Source organism: Mycolicibacterium parafortuitum, from assembly GCF_010725485.1.
GTDB lineage: Bacteria > Actinomycetota > Actinomycetes > Mycobacteriales > Mycobacteriaceae > Mycobacterium.
The window spans coordinates 4,561,509-4,584,255 of the sequence record NZ_AP022598.1 but is presented as its reverse complement, the minus strand read 5'-3'; the positions used below and the strand labels follow the sequence as shown (position 1 = coordinate 4,584,255).

Here is a 22,747-nt window from a genome sequence, read left to right as displayed (position 1 = left end):
ATCACTTCCGATGCCCCGCCGGTCCGCCGGCGGGGCATCGTCGTTCCGGGTGCCGATCATCGCTGAAGCTGCTCTGCTAGAAGCGGTCCCAGCACCTCAAGAACCGGGCGATCCATCAGTTCGGAGTGCCTGCAGTCGAGGCGGACCACTTCGAGGACGCCGCCGACATGGTTATGCCAGCCCTTCGACGCGACGCCGTCGAAGTCCATCTCCAGACGTCCGGCGTCGACGAACCAGACGTCTCCGTCGTAACGGCCGTAATCAGCTGAGGCGGTGAGGCGTTCGGCGGCTACGTAGTTCTCGATCACGACGGCGATCTGTTCGTCGTCGAGGACCGTGATCGCATCCTCGGAGTTTTTCACCAGTTCGACTGCCTGCTCGACGGTCATCGGGGTGTCGGGCTCCACGGCGAAACCCATCTCGCGCAGCAATGCGCCGAGAACCGTGTCAGCGTGGAAGGCCCCGGGATCTTCCGTCGTGTCGGTGCGCGCGTCGAGCATGCCGACGAACTCGACATCGATGCCCCGGTTGCGCAGCACCTGCGCGGTGAGTATCGCCACCGAACCTCCGAACGACCAGCCCAGCAGTCGGACCGGGCCGGCGGGGGCGATCTCGGTGATGCGGTCGGCGAAGTCGGCCGCCAGATCAGCGATGGTGTCCGGTTGCGCGGCGCCGGAGAAGGTCGACGCCTGCAGCGTGTAGATCGGAATCGCCTCGGGTAGATGCTTTTTCAGCCCGGCGAACTGCCATCCGAGGCCGCTGGCCGGGGGCAGGCAGAACAGCGGTGGCCGGTCACCCGAGCCGCGCAGCGTCAGCACCGGCGCGAGGCCGTCCGCGATCTGGTCCGCAGCCGTATCCGGGCTGCCCGACAGGCGAGCCGCGACATCGGCGACCGTCGGGCCGGCCATCAGTTCGGTGACCGGGATCTGGATGCCGAACCCGCGGCGGATCTCGGTCGCCAGTCGGACCAGCAGCAGCGAATGCCCACCGAGGGTGAAGAAGTCCGCGTCGATGTCGTCGACCCGCGCTCCCAGGATCTCTCCGAACATGTCGCACAGACGCCTCTGCGCATCGGTGATGGGTGGCCGCCCCGAAACCGCGGTCGGCGACGGATCTGGTAGCGCGCGGCGGTCCAGCTTGCCGCTGGGCGTCAGCGGAAACGCCTCGAGTACCACGAAGGCCGACGGCACCATGTGACCCGGCAGCGCCGCCGAAGCGTGCCTGCGCAGTGACTCGGTGTCGCATCCGGCCTCGAAGCCCTTGGATGTCGGCACCACGTAGGCCGCCAGTCGGTCGCGGTGCACCAGCACCTTTGCCGACCCAACCGTCGGATGTCCGCCCAGCACCGCCTCGATCTCGCCGGGTTCGATGCGCACGCCGCGCAGTTTGATCTGCTCGTCGGTGCGGCCCAGGTATTCCAGCGTCGCGGGCGTCGCGCCGCTACGCCGCCAGCGGACCGTGTCACCGGTGCGATACATCCGGGTGCCGGCGCCGAACGGGTCGGCGACGAATCGTTGTGCGGTCAGCCCGGACCGGCCCAAATAGCCGTCGGCGAGCTGGATACCGGCCAGGTGCAGCTCGCCCGGGACACCGTCGGGGACGGGCTGGAGGTATTCGTCCAGTACGTAGGCGCGGACGTTCCAGCCCGGCGTGCCCAGCGACACCGCGCCACCGTCGGCCGTCCAGCCGAGCACATCGACGGAGGCTTCGGTGGGTCCGTAGAGGTTGTGTAGCGGCACCGCGGGGAAGGTGCGGGCGAAGCGTTCGGCGATCTCGGCGGTGAGCGCCTCACCGCCGACGGTGACGCGGGTCAGCGACGCGCAGGTGGCCGCGTCCGGATCGTCGAGGAACAACTCCAGCATCGACGGTACGAAGTCGACCGCCGTCACCGCGTGCTCCCGGATCGTCCGGGCCAGGTACCGCGGGTCGCGGTGCCCGCCAGGGTCGGCGACGACCAGTGCGGCTCCGACACTGAGCGGCCAGAACAGTTCCCACACCGAGGTGTCGAAGCTGATCGGCGTCTTCACCAGCATCCGGTCGCCGCCGTGCAGCGGGTACGCGTGCTGCAGCCATGCGATCCGGTTCACGATGCCGGCGTGGGGAACGGCGACGCCCTTCGGGGCGCCGGTCGAGCCGGAGGTGTACAGCACGTAGGCCCACGCCGCCGGGTCGACCGCGGGCAGCGTGGGGCGCGCGCCGGAGCGGGCAGTCCGGATGGTGTCTGCGTCGTCGAGGACGACGCTGGGGGTGGCATCGGTGATCATGTACCGCAGCCGGTCGGGCGGGTACTCCGGGTCGAGAGGCAGGAACGCCGCACCCGCCTTGGCGACCGCGACCAGCGCCACGACCAACTCGACCGAGCGTGGCAGGCTCACGCCGACCACCGAACCCGCCGCCGAGCCCTGGTCGCAGAGTTGCGCCGCCAGCCGGTCGGACCATCCGTCCAGGTCGGCGTAGGTCAGGCGGTGGTCACCGAACCGCACCGCTTCGGCATCCGGGGTGCGCCGCGCCTGCGCCGACACCAGGGCGCCCAGCGCAGCCGGGCCGACCGGGTGACCGGTCCGGTTGCGTTCGCCGACAACCGCATCGCGTTCGGTTTCGGTGAGCACCGGAACGTCGCCCACCCGGACTGCCGCGTCCGCGGCGGCGGCGTCGAGCACGGCGGCAAGCCTCACGGTGAGCATCTGCGCCGACGACACGTCGAACAGATCGCCGCTGTATTCGGTCGTCAAGGTCATCGCTGCGCCGTCGCCGCTGTCGGTGAGGGTGAAGCCGAGGTCGAACATCGCCGTGTGCGTGGCCGGTTCGTGCCACTCGACGCGGCGGCCCAGCAGTGATCCGTCGTCGCCGTCGCGGCGGTGGTATCCGACGAACACGTTGAACAACGGATTGCGGCCGGGACGTCGCGGTGGGTTCAGCGCATCCACGACATGGTCGAACGGCAGATCCGCATGCGAGAACGCGGCCAGGTCGGCGTCGCGGACGCGGGCGAGCAGATCGGCGAAGCCGGGGTTACCCGACGCGTCCACGCGCAGCACCACGGTGTTGACGAAAAGCCCGACCACGTCGGCGAGCACGGTCTCGTCACGCCCGGCCACCGGCGTCCCGACGACGATGTCCGGGCCCGCACCCAATCGGTGCAGCAGCACCGCCGCCGCCGCATGCAGCACCATCAGCATGCTGGCCTGGCCGTCCCGGGCCAGCCCGCGCAGGGCCTGCGCGGTCTCGGGCGTCAGCCGGTGGTGCACGACGCCGCCGGCCCCGGACGGTACGGAAGGCCGCGGCCGGTCGGTCGGAAGGAACATCTCGTCGGGTGCGTCCGCCATGGCTCGGTGCCAAAAGTCGACCCGCTGCCGCCTGGTATCGGCGAGCCGCTCGCGCTGCCACAGCGCATAGTCGGCGTACTGCACCGGCAGCGCATCGAACGCCGGGGCGGCGCCGCGCTCTCGTGCGGCATAGGCGTGCCCGAGGTCGCGCAGGAACGGCCCATCCGACCACTCGTCGGTCGCGATGTGGTGCAGCAGCAGCACCACGGTGTGTCCGCGATCGTGACGGAAAACGCTTGCCCGCAACGGAATCTGCGAGGACAGATCGAAGTGGTGCCGCACGGCGCGGTCGACGCGGGCGTCCACCTCGGCGGACACGCAATCGACCACGTCCAGAGGCACGGGGGTGTCCTCGGGCAGAACCTGTTGGGTGAACTCGCCGCCGGACATGCCGAACACCGTGCGCAGCACCTCGTGCCGGGACACCACATCGCCGAGTGCCTCCGACAGCGCGGCCACATCCAGCTCGTCCGCGGTGGTGAACACCAGCGGATAGTTGTAGGCGGTACCGGTGCCGCCGAGACGGTCGACGATCAGCATGCGCTCCTGTGCCGGGGATACCGGGACCGTGGCCGGACGCGGCCGCGCCGTCAGCGCGGGGTGGGCGGGTGAGGCGGTGGCGCTGTCGGCGGTCCGTGCGTCCAGAAGGACGGCGAGTTGGGCCACCGTCGGGTTGTCGAACACGTCGCGCAACGACAACTCGGTGCGCAGCGTCGACCTGACACCGTTGATCAGCGTGATGCTCGACAGCGAATGCCCGCCGAGGGCGAAGAAATCCGCGTCGACGCCGGTCACCTCGAGGGCGAGGATCTCGGAGAACAGCGCGCACAGCGCGTGTTCGGTGTCCGTCCGGGGTGCGCGCCCGCAGTCCCCGAGGTCGTCGACGGTCACCGCGGGCAGCGCCCTGACGTCGAGCTTGCCGTTGTCGGTCAACGGCAGCCGATCGAGGACTGCGATCGCCGACGGCACCATATAGGCGGGCAGCACGGCCTTCAGATGCGTGCGGAGCTCGTCGACGCCGGTTTCGCGCCCGGGCAGCGCCGGAACCACGAAGCCGACCAGGCAGCGGCCACCCGCGATATGCGGGTCCGGCCGTGCGATGACCGCGGCCTGCGCGACGGACGGATGTGCGCCGAGCGCTGTTTCGATGTCGCCCAATTCGACGCGGTACCCGCGGATCTTGACCTGGTCGTCGGAGCGGCCGAGGAACTCCAGATTGCCGTCGGCGCGGCGCGCCACGATGTCCCCGGTGCGGTACATGCGCGAGTCGAAGCCGGTGGACGGATCATGGAACGGGTCTGCGACGAATCGGGCCGCCGTCAGATCGGGGCGGCGCAGATATCCGTGGGCCAGACCGGCGCCCGCGATGTACAGCTCGCCGGGGGTGCCGTCCGGGACGGGACGCAGCCACGGGTCGAGAATGTGGGCGGCGGTATTCCAGATGGGTTGTCCCACTGTGGGGGTGATGCTGTCGTCGGTGCCGCCGCCGAGCGTGTTGATGGTGTACTCGGTCGGTCCGTAGAGGTTGTAGCCGTAGCTGGTCTCACTGTCGCGAAGCCTCGACCACACTGCGTTCGACACCGCCTCGCCGCCGAGCAGCACCAGCACCGGCGGGTGTGCATCCGGGTCGAGCAACCCCTGCTCGAACAGCGCACCGGCGTAGGTCGGGGTGACGTTGACGACGTCGACCCGGCGGTCATGGCAGTAGGTGACCAGCGCCGAGGCGTCGCGGCGGAGATTCTCGTCGCAGATGTGCACCTCGTGGCCTTCGATCAGCCAGAGCAGCTCCTCCCACGACATGTCGAACGAGAACGACACGGTGTGCGCGATCCGCAGCCGCCTGCCACCGGCCTTGTCGATCGCCGGGGCGAAGATCGCGTCGAAATGGTTCAGGTGCATGTTGGTCAGGCCGCGGTGCGGTGTGACGACACCCTTCGGTCGCCCGGTGGAGCCGGAGGTGTAGATCACGTAGGCCGGATCGCCGGGGGCGGGACGGAAGTCGTCCCAATCCGGTCGTGCGGCAGCGTATTCGGCGGCGGTCTCGGCGGTGTCGAGCGCGATCGCCGGGCAATGTCGCGGAGTCAACGGCCGGATCCGTGCCGCGACGGCCGCGGTAGTCAGCACGGCGGCCGGCCGTGCGTCGTCGAGCATCACGGCGAGCCGCTCGTCCGGGTAGTCCAGCTCCAGCGGTAGATACGCCGCACCTGCTCGCAGCACCGCGAACAGCGCCACCACGGTGTCGGTCGAGCGGGGGATGGCCAGCGCCACCGTCTCTCCGGTGCCGATGCCGCGGTGCCGCAGCATCCAGGCGAACCGGTTGATCCGGGTCTGCAGTTCGCGGTAGTCGACGTGCTCGGTACCGCACACCAGCGCGGTGAGGCCGGGGGAGCGCTGGGCACGCTCGGCGAGCAGATCGGTCACCGCGGCCTGCGGCAGCGGATGCCGGGTTGCGTCGGTACGGGCCTGTGCAGCGGTCTGTTCGCGGTCCAGCAGAAGCGGCGCGGCGCCGAGGGGTTGGTCGGCCCCGCCGACGGCCAGGTGCAGCAGCACCTGGCGCAGCCGGTCGAGTAACCGTTCGGCGCGGGCGTGGTCGACGACGTCGGGGCGGTACTCGAGCTTGACCCACAACCGTTTACCGGGGGACGCCACCCACGTCAGCGGATAGTGTGACGCGTCGATCGAATCGTGGCCGACGATGCCGTGCTCGGTTTCCAGGTCGGTGAACGTGTCGTCGTCCAGGAAGTTCTGAAGCACATACAGGCTGTCGAACAGTGGACCGGAACCGCTCACCGGTTCGCTGCCCCCACCTGCCGCGGCTCGTTGGATGTCGCCGAGACCCAGGTATTCATGGTCCATCAGGTCGAGGCGGTCGTTCTGGACCGCCCGCATCGCATCGGCGGCCGACCGGCCGGCGTTGAGCCGCACCCGGGTCGGGACGGTGTTCAGGAACAGCCCGATCACCTCGTCGATACCGTCGATCTCGGTGGGCCGTCCTGCCACCGTCGAACCGAATACGACGTCGGTGCTGCCGGTTTCGTAGCCGAGGACGAGCGCCAGCGCGGTGCTCATCAGTGCGTTGAGGGTGACCCCGGCCGACCGTGCGCTCCGGTCCAGTGCCGCGGTGTCCGTCTCGGAGAGCACGAAGTCGCGCCGCAAGGCCAGCGTCGGCTCGGTGCCGACCGCGGCCGGCACCAGAAGCGTCGGCGCGGCCAGCCCGGACAACGTATCGGCCCACCGCTGCGCGGAGATCGCGGTGTCCCGACGGGAAAGCCAGCGCAGGTAGTCGGTGAACGCGGCGCGCGGAGCCGGAAGGTCGGCCGGCTTGCCGGATCGGGCTGCCGCGTATTCCGTGAACAGTTCGCGCAGCAGTTGCTCGCGGGACCAGCCGTCCAGCAGCAGGAAGTGGTAACTGAAGATCAGGCGTTCGGTTCCGGTGCCGGTGCGTACCACGGTGAACCGGGCCAGCGGCGGCGCCGCCAGGTCGAAGGTGCGCAGCCGGTCCTCGGCGGTGACGCGGTCCAACTGCTCCGCGACATCGGATGCGGAGACGCCGGACAGGTCGACGATCTCGGGATCGCACACCGGCTCGACGGTGATCGCGGCGACCGGCGCCGGGACGCCGTCGGCCCAGAATGCCGAGCGCAGCACCGGATTGCGCTGCATCACCGCGCTGTAGGCGGTCCGTAACGCCTCGGTGTCGATCGGTTCGGCGACGTCGAAGACGTTCTGGACGATGTAGACCGCGGCGGGGGAGTACCGCGCCTGGAAGTAGACACCCTGCTGCAGCGGCGACAACGGCCAGATCGTCTCGACGCGCGCGGGGACGGCGGCCACGACGGTGTCGATCTGCCGTTGGGTCAGCGTCACCAGCGGTGCATCCGACGGCGTCAGCACGGCGGCGGCGGATTCTGCTGCGAGCGCACCGAATTCACGCAACACCGCGGTCCAGTGCCCGGCGAGGTCCGCGACGGACTCGCCGGTCATCTCCCCGTCGGCGTAGGTGAACACCGCACGCAGCCGCGGGCCGTCCGCGGTGTCGTCGCAGTGCGCGTTGATCTCGAGCAGATACGGCGTGCCGAGGTCCGGATCCGGTGCGGTCCGTAGCGCGCGTTCCTCGGGGGCGCTGTGCCAGTCGGTTTCGGCACCGGAACTCCACCGGCCGAGATAGTTGAACAGCAGCTGCGGCGCGGGCAGCCTGCCCAGCGCCGACGCCGTGCGCGGATTGCAGTAGCGCAGCTGCCCATATCCGACACCGCCGTCGGGTACCGCGCGCAGCGTCTCTTTGACCTCGGCCAGCGTGTCGACGAGATCACCGGGCGCGGCTGACGGATCGAGCCGCACCGGCGCGATGGCGGTGAACCAGCCCACCGTGCGCGACAGATCGAGGTCGTCTCCCCAGCGGTCACGGCCATGCCGCTCCAGGTCGAGTACCAACGGCGAGACGGTGTCGTTCCCGTGTTCGGTACGCCAGCGCCCGACCGCGAGATGCAGTGCGGCGACCAGAGTCTCGGTGACGTCGGCGTTGGCCATCGCAGGCACGGTGGTCAGCAAGGGAGCGGTCTCGTCGACGTCGAGGCTCATCTCGTGGTCGCGTGTCGCGCCCACGGTCAGTCCGAGCGCGGCACTGGACGGCTGGAGTTCGCCGCCGGGGGCGAGCGTCGCCGTCCAATGCTCGAACTCGGCGAGCCGAGCAGCCTGCTGGGCGTTCTCGGTGACCGCGCGCGCATACGTCCGATAGGACGTCGGCACCGCGGGAAGCACAGGGGCTGTCCCGGCGGCGGCCTGCTCACAGGCCTCGGCGAGGTCGTCGAGCAGAATGCGCCAGGACACCGCGTCGATGGCCAGGTGATGCACGACCAGCAGCAGCCGGCCGCGGCCGGCGTCTGCGCGGTCGAACCAGACGGCCTGCAGGACCTGTCCGGTCTCCGGGTCGAGCCGGTCGGCGGCCGCGTCAGACTCCACCCCGATCGTCTCGGCCAATGCGTCCTCGCCGAGATCCGCGGCGTCGACTTGCAACACCGACACCGGTTGTTCCGCCGCGGTCTGCAGCGCCCACAGGCTCGGGACCGGGCGTACCAATCGGAGCCGCAGCGCATCGTGGCGGTGCACCACGGCGCTGATCGCGGCCTCGAGGTGCTCGCGTCGCAGACCCACCGGGGTCAACACCACCTCCGCCTGATTGAACCGGCGGATCGTGCCCCCGAGTTCGGCGAGCCGGGCCACGATCGGGGTCGGCGGCACCTCGCCGGGTTCGGCACCGGGATCGCGGACCTCGGGCGCGGGGCGGTCCTGGCCGTCCGCTGCGACAGCGGCGAGTGCCGCCGGCGTCCTGGCCACGAACACCTGCTGCGGGGTGATCCGGTGCCCGGCGCGCCGCGCCCTGTTCACCAGCTGGATCGCGACGATGCTGTCGCCGCCGAGGGTGAAGAAGTCGTCGTCGACACCGAACGGAACCCGCAGGATCTCGCTGCACAGTGCCGCGATCTCGGCCGCGGCGCCTGTCGCGGCCGGCGCCGTACGGTCCTCTGCGGTGACGGCACCTGCCGGATCGGGGAGCCGGTCGCGGTCGAGCTTGCCGTTGACCGTCCGCGGAAGCGCGTCCAGCCCGACGAACGCCGACGGCACCATGTAGTCCGGCAGCCGTTCGGCCAGCCGTGCGCGGACCTCTGTGACATCGAACGGGGCGTCGGTCACCAGGTACCCGATCAATCTCGTGCGGCCGGTGTCGTCGCTGCGCGCGGCCGCGGCGGCATTGCTGATGCCGTCGAGCGCGGCCAGCGCGGATTCCACCTCGCCGAGCTCGATGCGATAGCCGCGCACCTTGACCTGCTGGTCGGAGCGGCCGACGTAGACGAGGTCGCCGTCGGCAGTCCACATCGCGGTGTCACCGCTGCGGTACAGCCGCTCACCGGCGCCGTCGAACGGGTTCGCCACGAACCGCGACGCCGTCAGACCGGCTCGCCCCAGGTAACCGCGGGCGAGCTGCCCACCGGCGATGTACATCTCGCCGACGACCCCGGCCGGTACCGGCTGCAGTCGCTCGTCGAGCAGATGGATCCGCAAACCCGGGATGGGTCCGCCGACCGCACTGCCCCGGGCACCGGCGGCGTCCTTGCCCGTCAGCGCCCGATGCGACACATGCACGCAGGTCTCGGTGATGCCGTACATGTTGACCAGGCGCGGCGAATCCGGTGTGTCGCCGTGCCGGTCGAACCAGTCCGCGAGCCGGCCGGGGTCGAGCGCCTCGCCGCCGAAGACGACGTAGCGCAGGCACAGCTCGGGGCGCAGGCGGCGGTCGGCGTCGAGCAACGGGTAGAACGCCGACGGGGTCTGGTTGAGTACCGTGACCCGTTCGGACTCCAGCAGCCGCGCGAAGCGTTCCGGATCCCGCGCGTCGGCGGCGTCGACGACCACGAGCCGACCGCCGTGCAGCAGCGCGCCCCACAGCTCCCAGACCGAGAAGTCGAACGCCGCGGAATGGAACATCGTCCACACATCGCCAGGACCGAATTCGAAGAGCTCCCCGGTACCGGCGAACAGCGCCGCCACGTTGCGGTGGCTGACCTCGACGCCCTTGGGCACGCCAGTCGAACCCGACGTGTAGATCACGTAGGCGGCCTGGTCGGCATCGACCGCGGGTAGCGCACGACCTGACGAATCATATTGTGCCGCTTCGCCGATCAACTGAACGGGTGCCGCGACATCGGAAACCCGGTCTGGGTAGTCGGTCAGCACGCACACCGGGGTGCTGTCGGCCAGGATGTGCTGCACCCGGGCCGCCGGGGAGTCGAGGTCCAGCGGTACGTAGGTACCGCCGGCCCTGACGACCGCGAGCAGGCCGACGATCAGGTCGACCGACCGGGGCAGCGCCACGGCGACCCGGGATTCGGATCGCACTCCGGCCGCGGCCAGCGCATGCGCGACCGCGGCGGATCGGTCGTCGAGTTCGGCGTAGGTCAGCGACGCCGTACCCGCGGTGACCGCGACCGCGGCGGGGTTGCGGCGAACCGTGGCGGAGAACGCCTGACCCAGGGTGACGTCGGGACCGGACCCGATGCCGCGCGGAACGAAGGCCCGCTCGGCGGCGGTGCGGATGTCCACCGAACCCGTCGGCACCTCAGGGTCCTCGACGAACGCGCGCAGGACGCGTTCGATCCTCTCGGCGTACCCGGCGGCATCAGCGTGGCCGAGCACGCCGGGGTCGTATTTGATCTCGACGACGAGCTGCTCGTCGAGATAGGCGACGAGGGACAGCGGATAGTGCGGGGCGTCGGTGCCGGTGAAACCGTGGAACGACAGCGCGTCGGTGTCCTGCGCGGCCGCGGTCGCGGGGAAGTTCTCCACCACCACCAGGGTGTCGAACAGCTCCCGCACACCGGCCAGCCGGGAGAGCTCGGTGAGCACGACCTGCTGGGCGTCCAGCAGAGCGCCCTGCTGGTCCTGTAGCTCGGCGAACACCTCACCGACCGACGAACACGATGTCCACGACACCGGCACCGGAATGGTGTTGATCAGCAGGCCGACCAGAGATTCCACCCCGGCGAGGTCGCCACCGCGGCCGGACACCGTCGAGCCGAAGACCACGGTCGTGCGGTTGAGCAACCGGCCGAGGACGAGTCCCCACGCGCCGTGCAGCGCGGTGGACATGGTGATGCCGCGCTCGCGGGTCCTTCGGACCAGATCGGCGGTCAGACCGGCGGGCAGCCGACGTACGTGACTGCGGTGCTCGGCGGTGCCTCGAATCGCATTGCCGTACAACAGTGTCGGCTCGACACCGGTGAGCGCGTCCGACCAGCCGCGCCGCGCCGACTCGCGATCGCCCGCGAGTGTCGATTCGATGTGGTCGCGCAGTGTCACCGCGGAAGGTGGCAATGCGATGCTCGTGTGCCGGGACGCGTTGTAGTGCGTGACGATGTCGCCGAAGATCAGCGGGTAGGACCACCCGTCGGCGATGATGTGGTGCATCGTCTGGATCAGCCGGTGCTCGGTGGGGGACAGCGACACCAGGGTGTACCGCACCAGGGGTGCTTCGGCGAGGTCGAACGGCCGTGAGAGTTGTTCGCGGGCAACCTCATCGGGCGTACCGTGCGTGACAGCGAACTCGACATCCACCTGGGCCCGGATGACCTGGGCCAGCGTGCCGTCCTCGAGCTCACGGAAGCCCGCGCGCAGCGCCTGGTGCCGCTGCACGACGGCGTCGATGCTTCGGCCCAGCGCGGCCGGGTCGAGCGGGCCGCTCAGCTCGGCGATCTGCTGGACCCGGTAGGTGTCCACGCCGTCGCCGTACACGCTGTGGAAGTACATGCCCTGCTGCAGCGGAAGGAGCGGCAGCACGTCCTCGACCGGGCCGTCTTGGGCGAGGGTGTCGACGTCGTTCTGCGAGAGCCGCACCATAGCGAAATCGGACGGGGTGTGACCCGGCAGCTCCGGGCATCGGGTCAGGGCGTCGAGGGCGTCACGCCACAGGATGGCGAGTTCGTCGATCTCGGAACCGGGGAACAGTCCGTGGGGCCAGGACAGTGTCGCGGTGAGCACGGTGCCGTCGGGTCCGTCCTCGGCCAGTGCGTTGATCTCCAGCGTGCCCGCGGGATTGGCGGGGTCGACCCCTTCGCGCAGGGTGCCGAGCCCGGATACCGGCTCCCAATCTCGTCCCGTGCCTGCGGAGAAGCGGCCCAGATAGTTGAACAGGATCTGGGGGGCACGGCCCCGCACCGGGGCAGAACCGTCGAGGTGGCGCAGCACGCCGTAACCCAGGCCGCGGTGTGGAACCGCGCGCAGCTGTTCCTTCACCGCCTTCACCGCGCGGGCCAGCCCCGGTCCCGCGGCCAGTACGTCGTGCCATGACAGCGCCCCCGGATCCACCCGGACCGGGTAGATCGCGGTGAACCATCCCACCGTGCGACTCAGATCGAGGTGGCCGGGCACCAGGTCGGCCTCGCGGCCGTGACCTTCGAGGTTCAGCAGCGCCGCGCTGCCCTCGCCGCGGCCGCGGTCGGCACGCCACTTGGCCAGTGCCAGTGCGAACGTCGACAACAGCACGTCGTTGACGCCGCCGTGGAACGATGCGGGAACCGAGGACAACAACGCGGTGGCCACCTCGGCGGGCAGGCAGAAGGTGTGCTCGCGGACGGTGTCGGCGGTGTCCCGATCGGGATCCGCCGCGCGGGCACCGAGATCGGGGTCGGGCGTGGCCAATACGTCGTTCCAGTAGTGCGTTTCGGTGGCGAACCGGTCGGTGCTCGCCAGCGCGGCCGCCCAGGTGCGGAACGAGGTCGGGACCTCGTCGACGCGCGCGGGGTCGCCGGCGCTCATCCGTTGCCACGCCCGGGCCAGATCCTGGGCCAGGATGCGCCACGACACCCCGTCGACGACCAGGTGGTGGACCACCAGCAGCAATTGTCCAGCGGCGCCGGGCGAGTCGTACCACACGGCGCGCACCATGACACCGTCGGCCGGAGCGAGTTCTGCGGCGGCGGCCGCGGTGGCCGGCTGGAGGGTCGTCTCGGTCAGCGTGCCCGCGATGCGGGTCAGTACCTGGGTCGCAGGGGTGGCTGTCCCGGGCACCGTCAGCGTCCAGCCGCCGTCGCAGTCCTGCGTTTTCGCCCGAAGCATCGGGTGTGCGTCCAGTAGTGCGGTCAGCAGGTCGCGGAGTTGGGTTTCGGTCAGCTCCACCGGGGTGCTCAACACCATCGACTGGTAGAAGTTCGTCAACGGCGTCGCGGCCCGCATCGTCTCGGCGAGCATCGGGGTGTCCGCGACCGCTCCGACGCCCGGGTCGGGCGCGGACGCGGACTCCGGTGCCGCTGTGTCGGCGGATGCCGCGATGGCGGCGACAGTCCGCCTCCGGAACACATCGCGGGGGGTGAGGCGTAGACCGGCCTTACGGGCCCGCCCGCACACCGCGATCGACGAGATGCTGTCGCCGCCGAGGGTGAAGAAGTCGTCGTCCACGCCGATATCGTCGATGTCGATGTCGAGGACGGACGACACGATGTCGAGCAGCAGCGCCTCGCGTTCGGTGCGCGGTGCTCGCGCGGCACCGGTGGTCGCGGCGACGGGTTCGGGCAACCTGGCCACGTCGAGCTTGCCGTTGATCGTCAGGGGCAACTCGGAGACCACGCCGTACCGAGTCGGCACCATGTAGCCCGGCAGCCGGGCGGCGAGATGGTCGCGCAGCGCGGTGACGAACCGTGTGGTGTCCACCGTGTTCACGGCATCCGAGACAGCGGACGCAACCACGTAGGCGGCAAGCGATTTCACCGGTGGCAGGCCGGAACCGGTGCGGACCACGACCGCGCAACGGTGTACGCCGTCGGCGCCGGCGAGTACCGACTCGATCTCGCCGAGCTCGACGCGGTAACCGCGGATCTTGACCTGGTCGTCGGCACGGCCGAGGTAGTCCAGCAGGCCGGACTCTCGGGTGCCGGCACGACGACGCACAAGATCTCCGGTGCGGTACATACGGCCACCCGGCACGAACGGATCGGCGACCATCGAGATGGCCGTCAGGCCGGGCCTGCGGTGGTAGCCGCGCGCCAGCCCGGTGCCGGCGATGTAGAGCTCGCCGACCGCTCCGTCGGGCACCGGTCGCAACGCGGCGTCCAGGATGTAGCCGCGGGTGTTCCAGATCGGTTGTCCCACAGTCGGGGTGGGGCTGTCCTCGGTGCCGCCACCGAGGGTGTTGATGGTGTACTCGGTCGGTCCGTAGAGGTTGTACCCGGCGGTGTCAGGGTGTTCATGCAGCACCGACCACACGTGCTCGCTGACGGCCTCGCCGCCGAGCAGCACCAGCGCCGGCGCGTGCCCGTCGAGCAGACCGGCATCGAGCAGGTGATGGGCGTAGGTCGGTGTCACGTTGACCACGTCGATGCGCCGGCTCCTGCAGTACTCGACCAGTGCGGGCGCGTCGCGGCGCAACTCCTCGTCGCAGATGTGCACGAGATGCCCTTCGACGAGCCAGAACAACTCCTCCCACGACATGTCGAACGAGAACGACACGGTGTGGGCGATGTTCAGCGTTGCGCCGCCCGCATGCCGCACCGTCGGCGCGAAGATCGCCTCGCGGTGGTTGAAGTACATGTTGGTCAGACCCGCGTAGCCGGTCAGGACCCCCTTCGGTGTCCCGGTCGAGCCAGAGGTATAGATCAGATACGCGGGATGCTGCAGCCGTTGTGCGCCGGATGCGAACGCACCGAGTTCCTCGGCGCTCAGCGGCTCTGCCGCGGTGGCGGCGATCGCGTCCGCGGTGCGGGGATCGTCGAGGGTGATCACGGCTGCGCCGTGCCGCTGCCCGCACCCGGCCAGCTCGGTGTTGGCCGCGGTCGTCACCAACAGGACGGGGTTCGCGTCGGCGACGATCGTCTGCAGCCGCTCGGCCGGGAGGTCGAGTTCCAGCGGCAGGTAGGCCGCGCCGGCCCTCAGTACGGCGAACAGCGCGACCACCATGTCGATGGAACGCGGTAACGCCAGCGCGACGAACGTCTCCGGCGCCGCACCATGGCCGCGGAGGTACCGGGCCAGCCGGCTGACCCGGTCGTCGAACTCGCGGTAGCTCAGCCGCTGCGCGCCGAACACCAGCGCGATCTGCTCGGGGGTGCGGTCGGCCTGCCGGGCCAGCAGCTCGGCGATCGTGACGTCCTCGATCGGCCGTGCGGTCGCCGACCACCGCCGCTGCAGTGCTTCCATGCGCGTGCGGCCGGCCAATCCGACCGCGCCCAGCGAGGTGTCGGGCGCCTCTGCGAAGGTCTGCAACGTGGTGAGCAGCTGGGCGACCATCTCCTGCGCGCGGGCTTCGCCCACCACGCGGTGCTCGAGTTTGACGTTCAGTTCCCGTCCTGGCGTCAGCACCCAGGTCAGCGGGAAATGCGTGGTGTCGTGGTAGTCGACACCGATGATGCCGTGGTCGGACTCCATATCGGTGAACGTGTCGTCGCCGAGGAAGTTCTGCAGCACCAGCAGGGTGTCGAACAGCGCATCGCCGGTGTCACCGGCGGTGCGCTGGATCTGGCCGAGGCCGAGGTGGTCGTGGCGCATCATCGCGACGCGCTGTTCGGCGATCGCGCGCATCGCGGCGGCGGCCGTCCTCGTCGGGGACAGATCGACCCGCACCGGCACGGTGTTCAGGAACAGCCCGATAGTGTCGTCGATACCGCTGATCTCGCCGGGCCGGCCCGCGACCGTGGTGCCCAGCACCGCGTCTGTGGTCCCAGCGTGGTAACCGGTGACCAGCGCGACCGCCGCGGTCACCACCGAATTCAGGGTGACCCCCAGTTCGGTTGCGGCGGTGTGCAATTGCGCGGTCACCGGCTCGGGCACGGCCACGACGATGCGTCCCGGCTCGGTATCCGCGGCCGCGTCGGGGTGGCCGGGGCTCACGCCGCTGGCCACGGTCGGCTCGGTGAGCCCCGCGAGCAGCGAGGCCCAGGCCTGCGTGGCCCCGGCCTGACCGATCTCGTCCACCCACCGCAGATACCGTGTCACGACCTCGGCGTGCGGTTCGACCGCGCCGCTGGCACCGCCTCCTGCGCGGTGGGATGCGTACAGAGAGAACAGCTCCCGCAGGACGAGTTCGCGTGACCAGCCGTCGAACAACAGGAAGTGGTAGGTCAGCAGGATCCGGTCCCGGCCGCCGGGCAGGCGGATCAGGGTGAGCCGCATCAGCGGTGGCCTCGCCACGTCGAACGGGGTGCTCCGGTCGGTGCGGGCGATGCGCGCGGCCTCTGCGCCCGGGTGACCGTGGCACCCGTCGGTGAGGTCGACGACGGTGATCGCCGACGGCGGGTCGGTGATGATCACCTGGACGAGGGCGGTGGCGTCCGCGGCCGGGGTGTCCTCGGCGTGCTCGACGGTGCGGAAGCCCGCCCGCAGCTGGGGATGGCGCCGCAGCATCGAGGTGAACGCGTGCTGGAGCGCGTCGATGTCGACGCGCCTGTCGAGGTCGAAGGTGTTCTGCGCGAGATACGTCGCAGTCGCGGCGTCGTCGAGCGCGCTCTGGTAGTAGACGCCCTGCTGCAGCGGCGACATGGCCCAGATGTCGTCGACGCTCTCGGTGTTCGTGATCTTCTGTAGCGTCGCGTCGGACAATGTCACGGTGCCGAAGCGGGGGATCCGAGGCCGGACGGATTCGTCGGCCGCCACGGTGTCGGCCGCCGCCGCGATGCCGGCCGGGGTGCGGCCGCGGAACACCTCCTCGGTCGTGACGTGCAACCCGGCGCGCGCCAGCCGGCTGGTGAGCCGGATCGCCGAGATACTGTCGCCGCCGCGGCCGAAGAAGTCCGCGTCGACACTGACCTGTGGCACACCGAGCACATCGGCCATCAGATCGGCGACCACCTGCTGCCGGGCATCAGACGGTGCGAGATAGCCGCCGTCACCGCACTCATCGGTGAGGAGCGCCCGCAATACCGTGGTGTCGCGCTTGCCGTTGGGCAGCAGCGGCATCGAGTCGACGGTGACGAGTGTGGACGGGACGAGGTGGCGTGGTAGCTCGGCGGCCAGCGCCGACATCAGGTCATCGGGGGTGGTGCCGTCGGCGACCACGAAGGCCGCCAGTGCCGCGCCGTGGGCGATCACGCAGGCGTCCGTCACCCCGGGCTTGGCATGCAGTGCGGTCTCGATCTCGCCGGGCTCGATCCGGTGACCGTTGACCTTCAGTTGGTCGTCGCGCCGCCCGGCGAAGACGACCTGACCGTCGGGCATTCTGGCGCCCAGATCTCCGGTGCGATACATCCGCCGGCCATCGGTGGTGGCGACGAATCGCGCCGCCGTCTGGCCGGGCCGGTCCAGGTAGCCGCGGGCCAGTTGGGCTCCGCTGACATAGATCTCGCCGATCACACCGTCGGGCAGGTCGGCGAGATGGTCCCCGAGGATTCGGATCGCGGCGCCGGGCACCGGATGTCCGAGGGTGACCGGTGCCCGCTGTTGCGCACCGGCCAGGACGTCGCCGGTGACTTCCGAGGATCCGTACGAGTTCACGACTTCGGCGTCCGGGCACGCGGTGCGCAGCGCCGCGAGATGTCCGGGTGTGAGCGCCTCCCCGCTGACGATCCAGCGCCGAAGCGTGCCTAGCCGGCCGGGATGCTCGTCGGCCAGCGCGGCCGCCAACGACGGCACTGCGACCAGCTGGGTGACCTGATGGCCGGCGGTCAGCGCGGTTAGGCGTCCGCCGTCGCGGACCGCGTCGTCGCCTGCCAGCACCGTGGCCGCCCCGGCGGCGAGGCCTGCGAGCAGTTCGGTGGTGCCGTCGATGAACGACAGGGAACTCTTGGCCAGCCGTGTCGGCGCGGGCCAGTCCCGGACCGCCCAGGCAAGCCGGTTGGCCAGTGCGCCGTGCGTACCGACCACGGCCTTCGGTTCTCCGGTCGAGCCGGACGTGTAGAGCACCGACACCGCATCGAGCGGCGACACGGCAACCGGTGTGAAACCGGCATCCGCGGAATCGGATTCGTCGGAGTTGACGACGGAGGTGGCCTCGGGCAGCCCACCGGCCAGCACATCACGCCCGTGGCGGTCGACCAGCACCGCGCGCGGTCGGGAGTGATCGAGCATGTACTCCAGGCGCGCACTCGGATAGGACAGGTCCAGCGGCAGATAGGCCGCGCCGGCCATCACGATCGACCACAGTCCCGCCACCAGATCGGCCGACCGGGTCATGCCGAGGCCGACGACGTCACCGCGGCCGACGCCGCGGTCGGCGAGGCGGCGGGCGAGCACCGTAGCGCGCCGGTCGAGTTCGGCGAACGTCAGCGTCCCATCGTCGGTGATCAGCGCGGGCAGATCGCGGTGCGCGTCGATGGCGGACCCGATCACGTCGGTGACCGTCGCGGCGGCAGCCGGCGCGGCCGCGACGGATTCGGCGATGCGCAGCTGTGCGCATCGCACCCCGGGGTCGGTGGCGATGGTGCTGAGCACGTCGATGAAGGTGCGGATGACCGAGTCGGCGAACACGTCCGAGATGTGCTCACGGTCGTTGGTTACGGTGACGCTCACGCTGTCGCGAACGGTGATCATCACCGAGATCGGGTAGTGCGGAGCCTCGATGACCTCGATCTCACCGAGGCGCAGCTCAGTGGTGGAATGTGCAGTGGCGCCGAGGTTCTCGATCACCATCAGGGAGTCGAACAATGTGTCCAGCCCGGCGATCCGGTGCGCCTCGGTCAGTGGCAGGTGGTGATGATCGAGGACCGCCGACTCGGTCTCGGCGAGGTGTGCGGCCACGGTCGAGATCGTGTCGTCGTGATCCCATCGGACCCGGATCGGGATCGTGTTGACGAGCAGTCCGACCATCCGGTCGACGCCGGCGAGATCGCCCGCCCGTCCGGAGACGACCGTGCCGAACACGACGTCGTTGCGGCCGGTCAGCCGGCCCAGCGTCAACGCCCATGCGGTGTGCAGCATCGTGCCGACCGTGACGCCGGCCGCAGCGGCCCGCTCGGCCAGTGCCGCGCGTGCGACCGGGGAGGAAGTCCTTCGGCCGAACCCGTGGCCCTCGTCTCCGAGACCGTCCAGCGGCGCCAGCAGTGTCGGTGCGTCCACGCCGGTCAGCAATGACGCCCAGGCCGCAGCGTCGGCGGCCTGGTCGCGGGCACCGAGCCATTGCACGAACTCGCCGAATCGCGCTGCAGGACCGTGGAAGTCCTCGCCGGAGTATGCGGTCAGCAGCTCGTCGAGAACCAGCGGCACCGACCAGCCGTCGGCGACGATGTGATGAACCGTCTGGATCATCGTGTACCGGTCCGCGCGTCGCACCAGGGTGTAGCGGGTCAGCGGCGGTGCGGCCAGGTCGAAGGGGCGACGGCGCTCCCGTTCGGCGTGCCGGGCCACCACGGCATCGGCGTGCTCGGCGGACATCCCGCGAGCGTCGACCACGTCGAAGTCGGGGGGTGCCACCGCCGCATGGACGGCGACCGGTGTGCCGTCGGTGACGGTCGTGAACGCAGCCGACAGCGACCGGTGCCGAGACACCACGATCTCGGTGGCGCGCTGGAAGCGTTCGACGTCGAGCGGGCCGTGGATGTCGACGAGTTGCTGCACGACGTACGGGTCGGTGCGCCGGTTGAACGTCGAATGGAAGTAGATGCCCTGCTGCGCCGGAGTCAGCGGTATCACATCCGTCAGGCCGGGGTACCGGCTTTCCAGCTCGCCGACATCGGCGGCATCCAGTGCCACCGAGGGGAAATCGGACGGGCTGTGCCCCCGGACGTCGTCGCAGCCGGCAATGGTCGTCATCAGGTCGGTCCAGCGGTGCGCCAACCTCGCGATCTCGGTCTGCGCGATGGCACCAGAAGGCCAGCTGAACGTCGCACGCAAGACCGTGCCCGCACCGGTGTTCGCGGCTTCGGCGTTGATCTCCAACAATCGAGGCAGCGGCATCTTCGGGTCGCGTTCCTCCAGTACCGCCGCCCCGGTGTCGGCGAACGCCCAGGGCCGGTCGGCGGTGTCGAAGCGGCCGAGGTAGTTGAACAGCACCTGCGGCGCAGCATCGAGCCGGTCGCCTGCATTCGTCAGGTACCGCAGCGCCCCGTAGCCGATACCGTGCGACGGCACCGCCCGCAGCTGGTCCTTGACCGACCGGACCGCGGCGGCCAGCGCCGCGCCATCCGTCAGTGCCGCGCGAGGGTCGAACGCGTCGTCGCGCAACGCCACGGGATAGAGCGTGGTGAACCAGCCGACGGTCTCGGACAGATCGAGGTCCCCGACAGTCTGAGCCTCGCGGCCGTGCCCTTCCATCTCGACGAGAAGACCTTCCGGGCAGGAGTTCCCGCGTTGATCGAGCCAGTCCCGCAACGCCAGGTACAGCGCCGTCACCATGGCGTCGTTGACATGACCGTGGATGCGCTCAGGGACCTCGGTGAGCAGCTGCGCCGAAACCGTCGCAGGTAGTTCCACGGTCAGCCTCGCCTCGGTGGCGACCGTGTCGCGTGCGGGGTCGAGCGGCCGGTCACCCCAGGGCGGTTCGGCGATCCCGCAGGTGCGCTCCCAGTGTTGCCGGTCACCGTCGAACGCGCCCAGGCGGGCAGCCTCGGAGAGCCGGGTGGCCCAGGACCGCCACGGGGTTCGGGGCTCGAGCAGCGTGATCGCCCCTGTCTGGCGCAGCTGCCGGTGCGCGGTCGCGAAGTCCTCGGCCAGAATCCGCAGCGACACACCGTCGACGACGATGTGATGGACAAGCACCACGAGGCGATTCGCGGCGCGCAACCAGCCCACGGCGAGCATCTCGCCGGCGGCGGGATCGAGCAGCCGCAGCAGCCGGTCGCGGATGGCTTCGACATCCTCGCCTGCTTCGCCGGTCAGCAGCGGGACCCGGGGGGCACTCTTCGGGATGTCGAGGTCGGATGCAGCGCCGGTCGTGGATGCCCACAGCAGTTGATGGCGGGACGTGACCGCGTCGACGATGGCGCGCACCGCGGATTCCGTCAGGTCGCCGGGCGTCACCAGCGTCATGCCCTGGTAGAAGCCGCCCAGTACGGATGAGCCGGAAAGTTCGGCGATCTCGTCGAGCCAGCGCAGGATCGGGGTGGCGGGGACCGGGCCGACGGGGTCGATCGGTTGAACGTCGATCGGCGACGCTTCGACGAGCAGTGGTGCGAGCGCCTCGACCGTGCGGTGGGCGAACATGTCCCGCGGGCGCAGTCCATAGCCGGCCGAACGGACCCTGCTGACCACCCGGATCGCGACGATGCTGTCACCGCCGAGGCTGAAGAAGTCGTCGTCGACTCCGACCGCGTCGAGATCGAGCGCGTCGGCGAAGGCGCGGGCCATCACGATCTCACGCGGGGTGCGCGGTACCCGGTCGCGGCGCGCCGGGGTCGCGGCCTCCGGATCAGGCAGCGCGCGTCGGTCGGTCTTGCCGTTGGCCGTCAACGGGATCCGGTCGATTCCGATGAACACCGCGGGCACCATGTAGTCGGGTAGCCGGGAACGCGCCCAGTCGGCGACCCGGGCATGCAGTTCGGCACCGTTGTCCAGACCGTCGGCGGCCACGAGGTAGCCGACGAGCTGATCCGCGCCGCCCCGGCGGTGCACGGTGACCACCGCCGTGCGCACCGCGGGATGTTCGCCGAGCTGGGATTCGATCTCCTCCAGCTCGATCCGCCGCCCGCGGATCTTGACCTGGTTGTCGGCGCGGCCGAGGAACTCCAGCGAACCGTCTTCACTCCAGCGGGCCAGATCCCCGGTGCGGTACATGCGGGAACCGTTGTCGTCGAAAGGATTCGCGACGAACCGTGACGCCGTCAGCGGCGCGGCATTGACGTAGCCGCGGCCGAGCAGGAAACCGGCCGCGTAGAGCTCACCACCGACACCCGGTGGCAGCGGGCGCAGCGCTTCGTCGAGCACGTAGAGCTGGGTGTGCGGATTCGGCCGCCCGATCGAGGTCGCGATCCGTTCCGCGGTGTCCCGGTAGATCACGTGCGAGACACCGATGGTGGCCTCCGCAGGACCGTATCCGTGATACAGGGTTGTGGACAGCCGGTCGCGGAACCTGGCGAACAGATTGGGAGTCAACACCTCTCCGCCGCACCAGACGTGCCGCAGCGAGGCCAGTGAGCTTTGACCTGACGGGGTCAGGCGGTCGAGTTCGAGCAGGGTGTCGAGCATCGAGGAGACCAGGTAGACGAATGTGACCCGCTGGTCGCGGATGAGACCGAGCAGATACTCAGGGTCCTTCTCACCCTCGGGTTCGGCCACCACCACGCGACCCCCGCAGATCAGCGGAAGCAGGATCTCGTTGACCGAGATGTCGAACGACAGAGGCGCTTTGAACAGCGATGCGTCGGTGTCGCCGAAGTGCAGGACATGGTCACGCTGCCACACCAGCCGTTCGGCGATCGCATCGTGCCGGATCATCGCGCCCTTGGGCGTACCCGTCGAACCCGAGGTGAAGATCACATACGCGAGCTGCGCCGGTCGCACCGCCACGGTGGGCGCGACTGCGGGCTGGTCGCCGAAGCGCCAGTCCCGCAGATCCACGATTGACGCGTCGACGCCCCAGTCGCTGCTGTCCGACGACGAGACGAACGCCGCCCGTGCACGGGAATCGGTGAGCACCTGACGGCGCCGGTGGGCGGGCCAGGCCGGGTCGAGCGGCACGAATGCCGCACCGGCGATCATGGAGGCCAGCACACAGACGACCATCTCGGCTGAGCGGGGCACCCCGATCGCGAGCACGGATTCGGCCTCCGCGCCCGTCTGTGTGACCGACTGGGCGAGTTGGTTCACCCGTTCGGCGAGCTCGCGATAGGTCATGTGCCGGTCCCCGTCGACGACGGCGACGGCGTCGGGGGTCCTCGCGCATTGCGCGGCGAACAGATCGGGCACCGTCGACGTGTTGTCCGGTGTCGAGTGGTTGTTCCACTCCTCGAGCAGCCCGGCGATGTCCAGTGAATCTGCGGTCACGTACCGACAATCCTCTTTCGTATAGG

Annotated in this window: 1 protein-coding gene; it reads right to left on the bottom strand. The window is 69.9% G+C overall.

Annotated features, from left to right (window positions below; genetic code table 11):
- Positions 1-56: 56 nt before the first annotated feature.
- The gene (locus tag NTM_RS21600) at positions 57-22,721 is read right to left on the bottom strand and encodes a non-ribosomal peptide synthase/polyketide synthase (RefSeq protein WP_163767701.1); all 22,665 of its coding nucleotides are present in this window, start codon (positions 22,719-22,721) and stop codon (positions 57-59) included.
- Between the last annotated feature and the right edge of the window lie 26 nt (positions 22,722-22,747).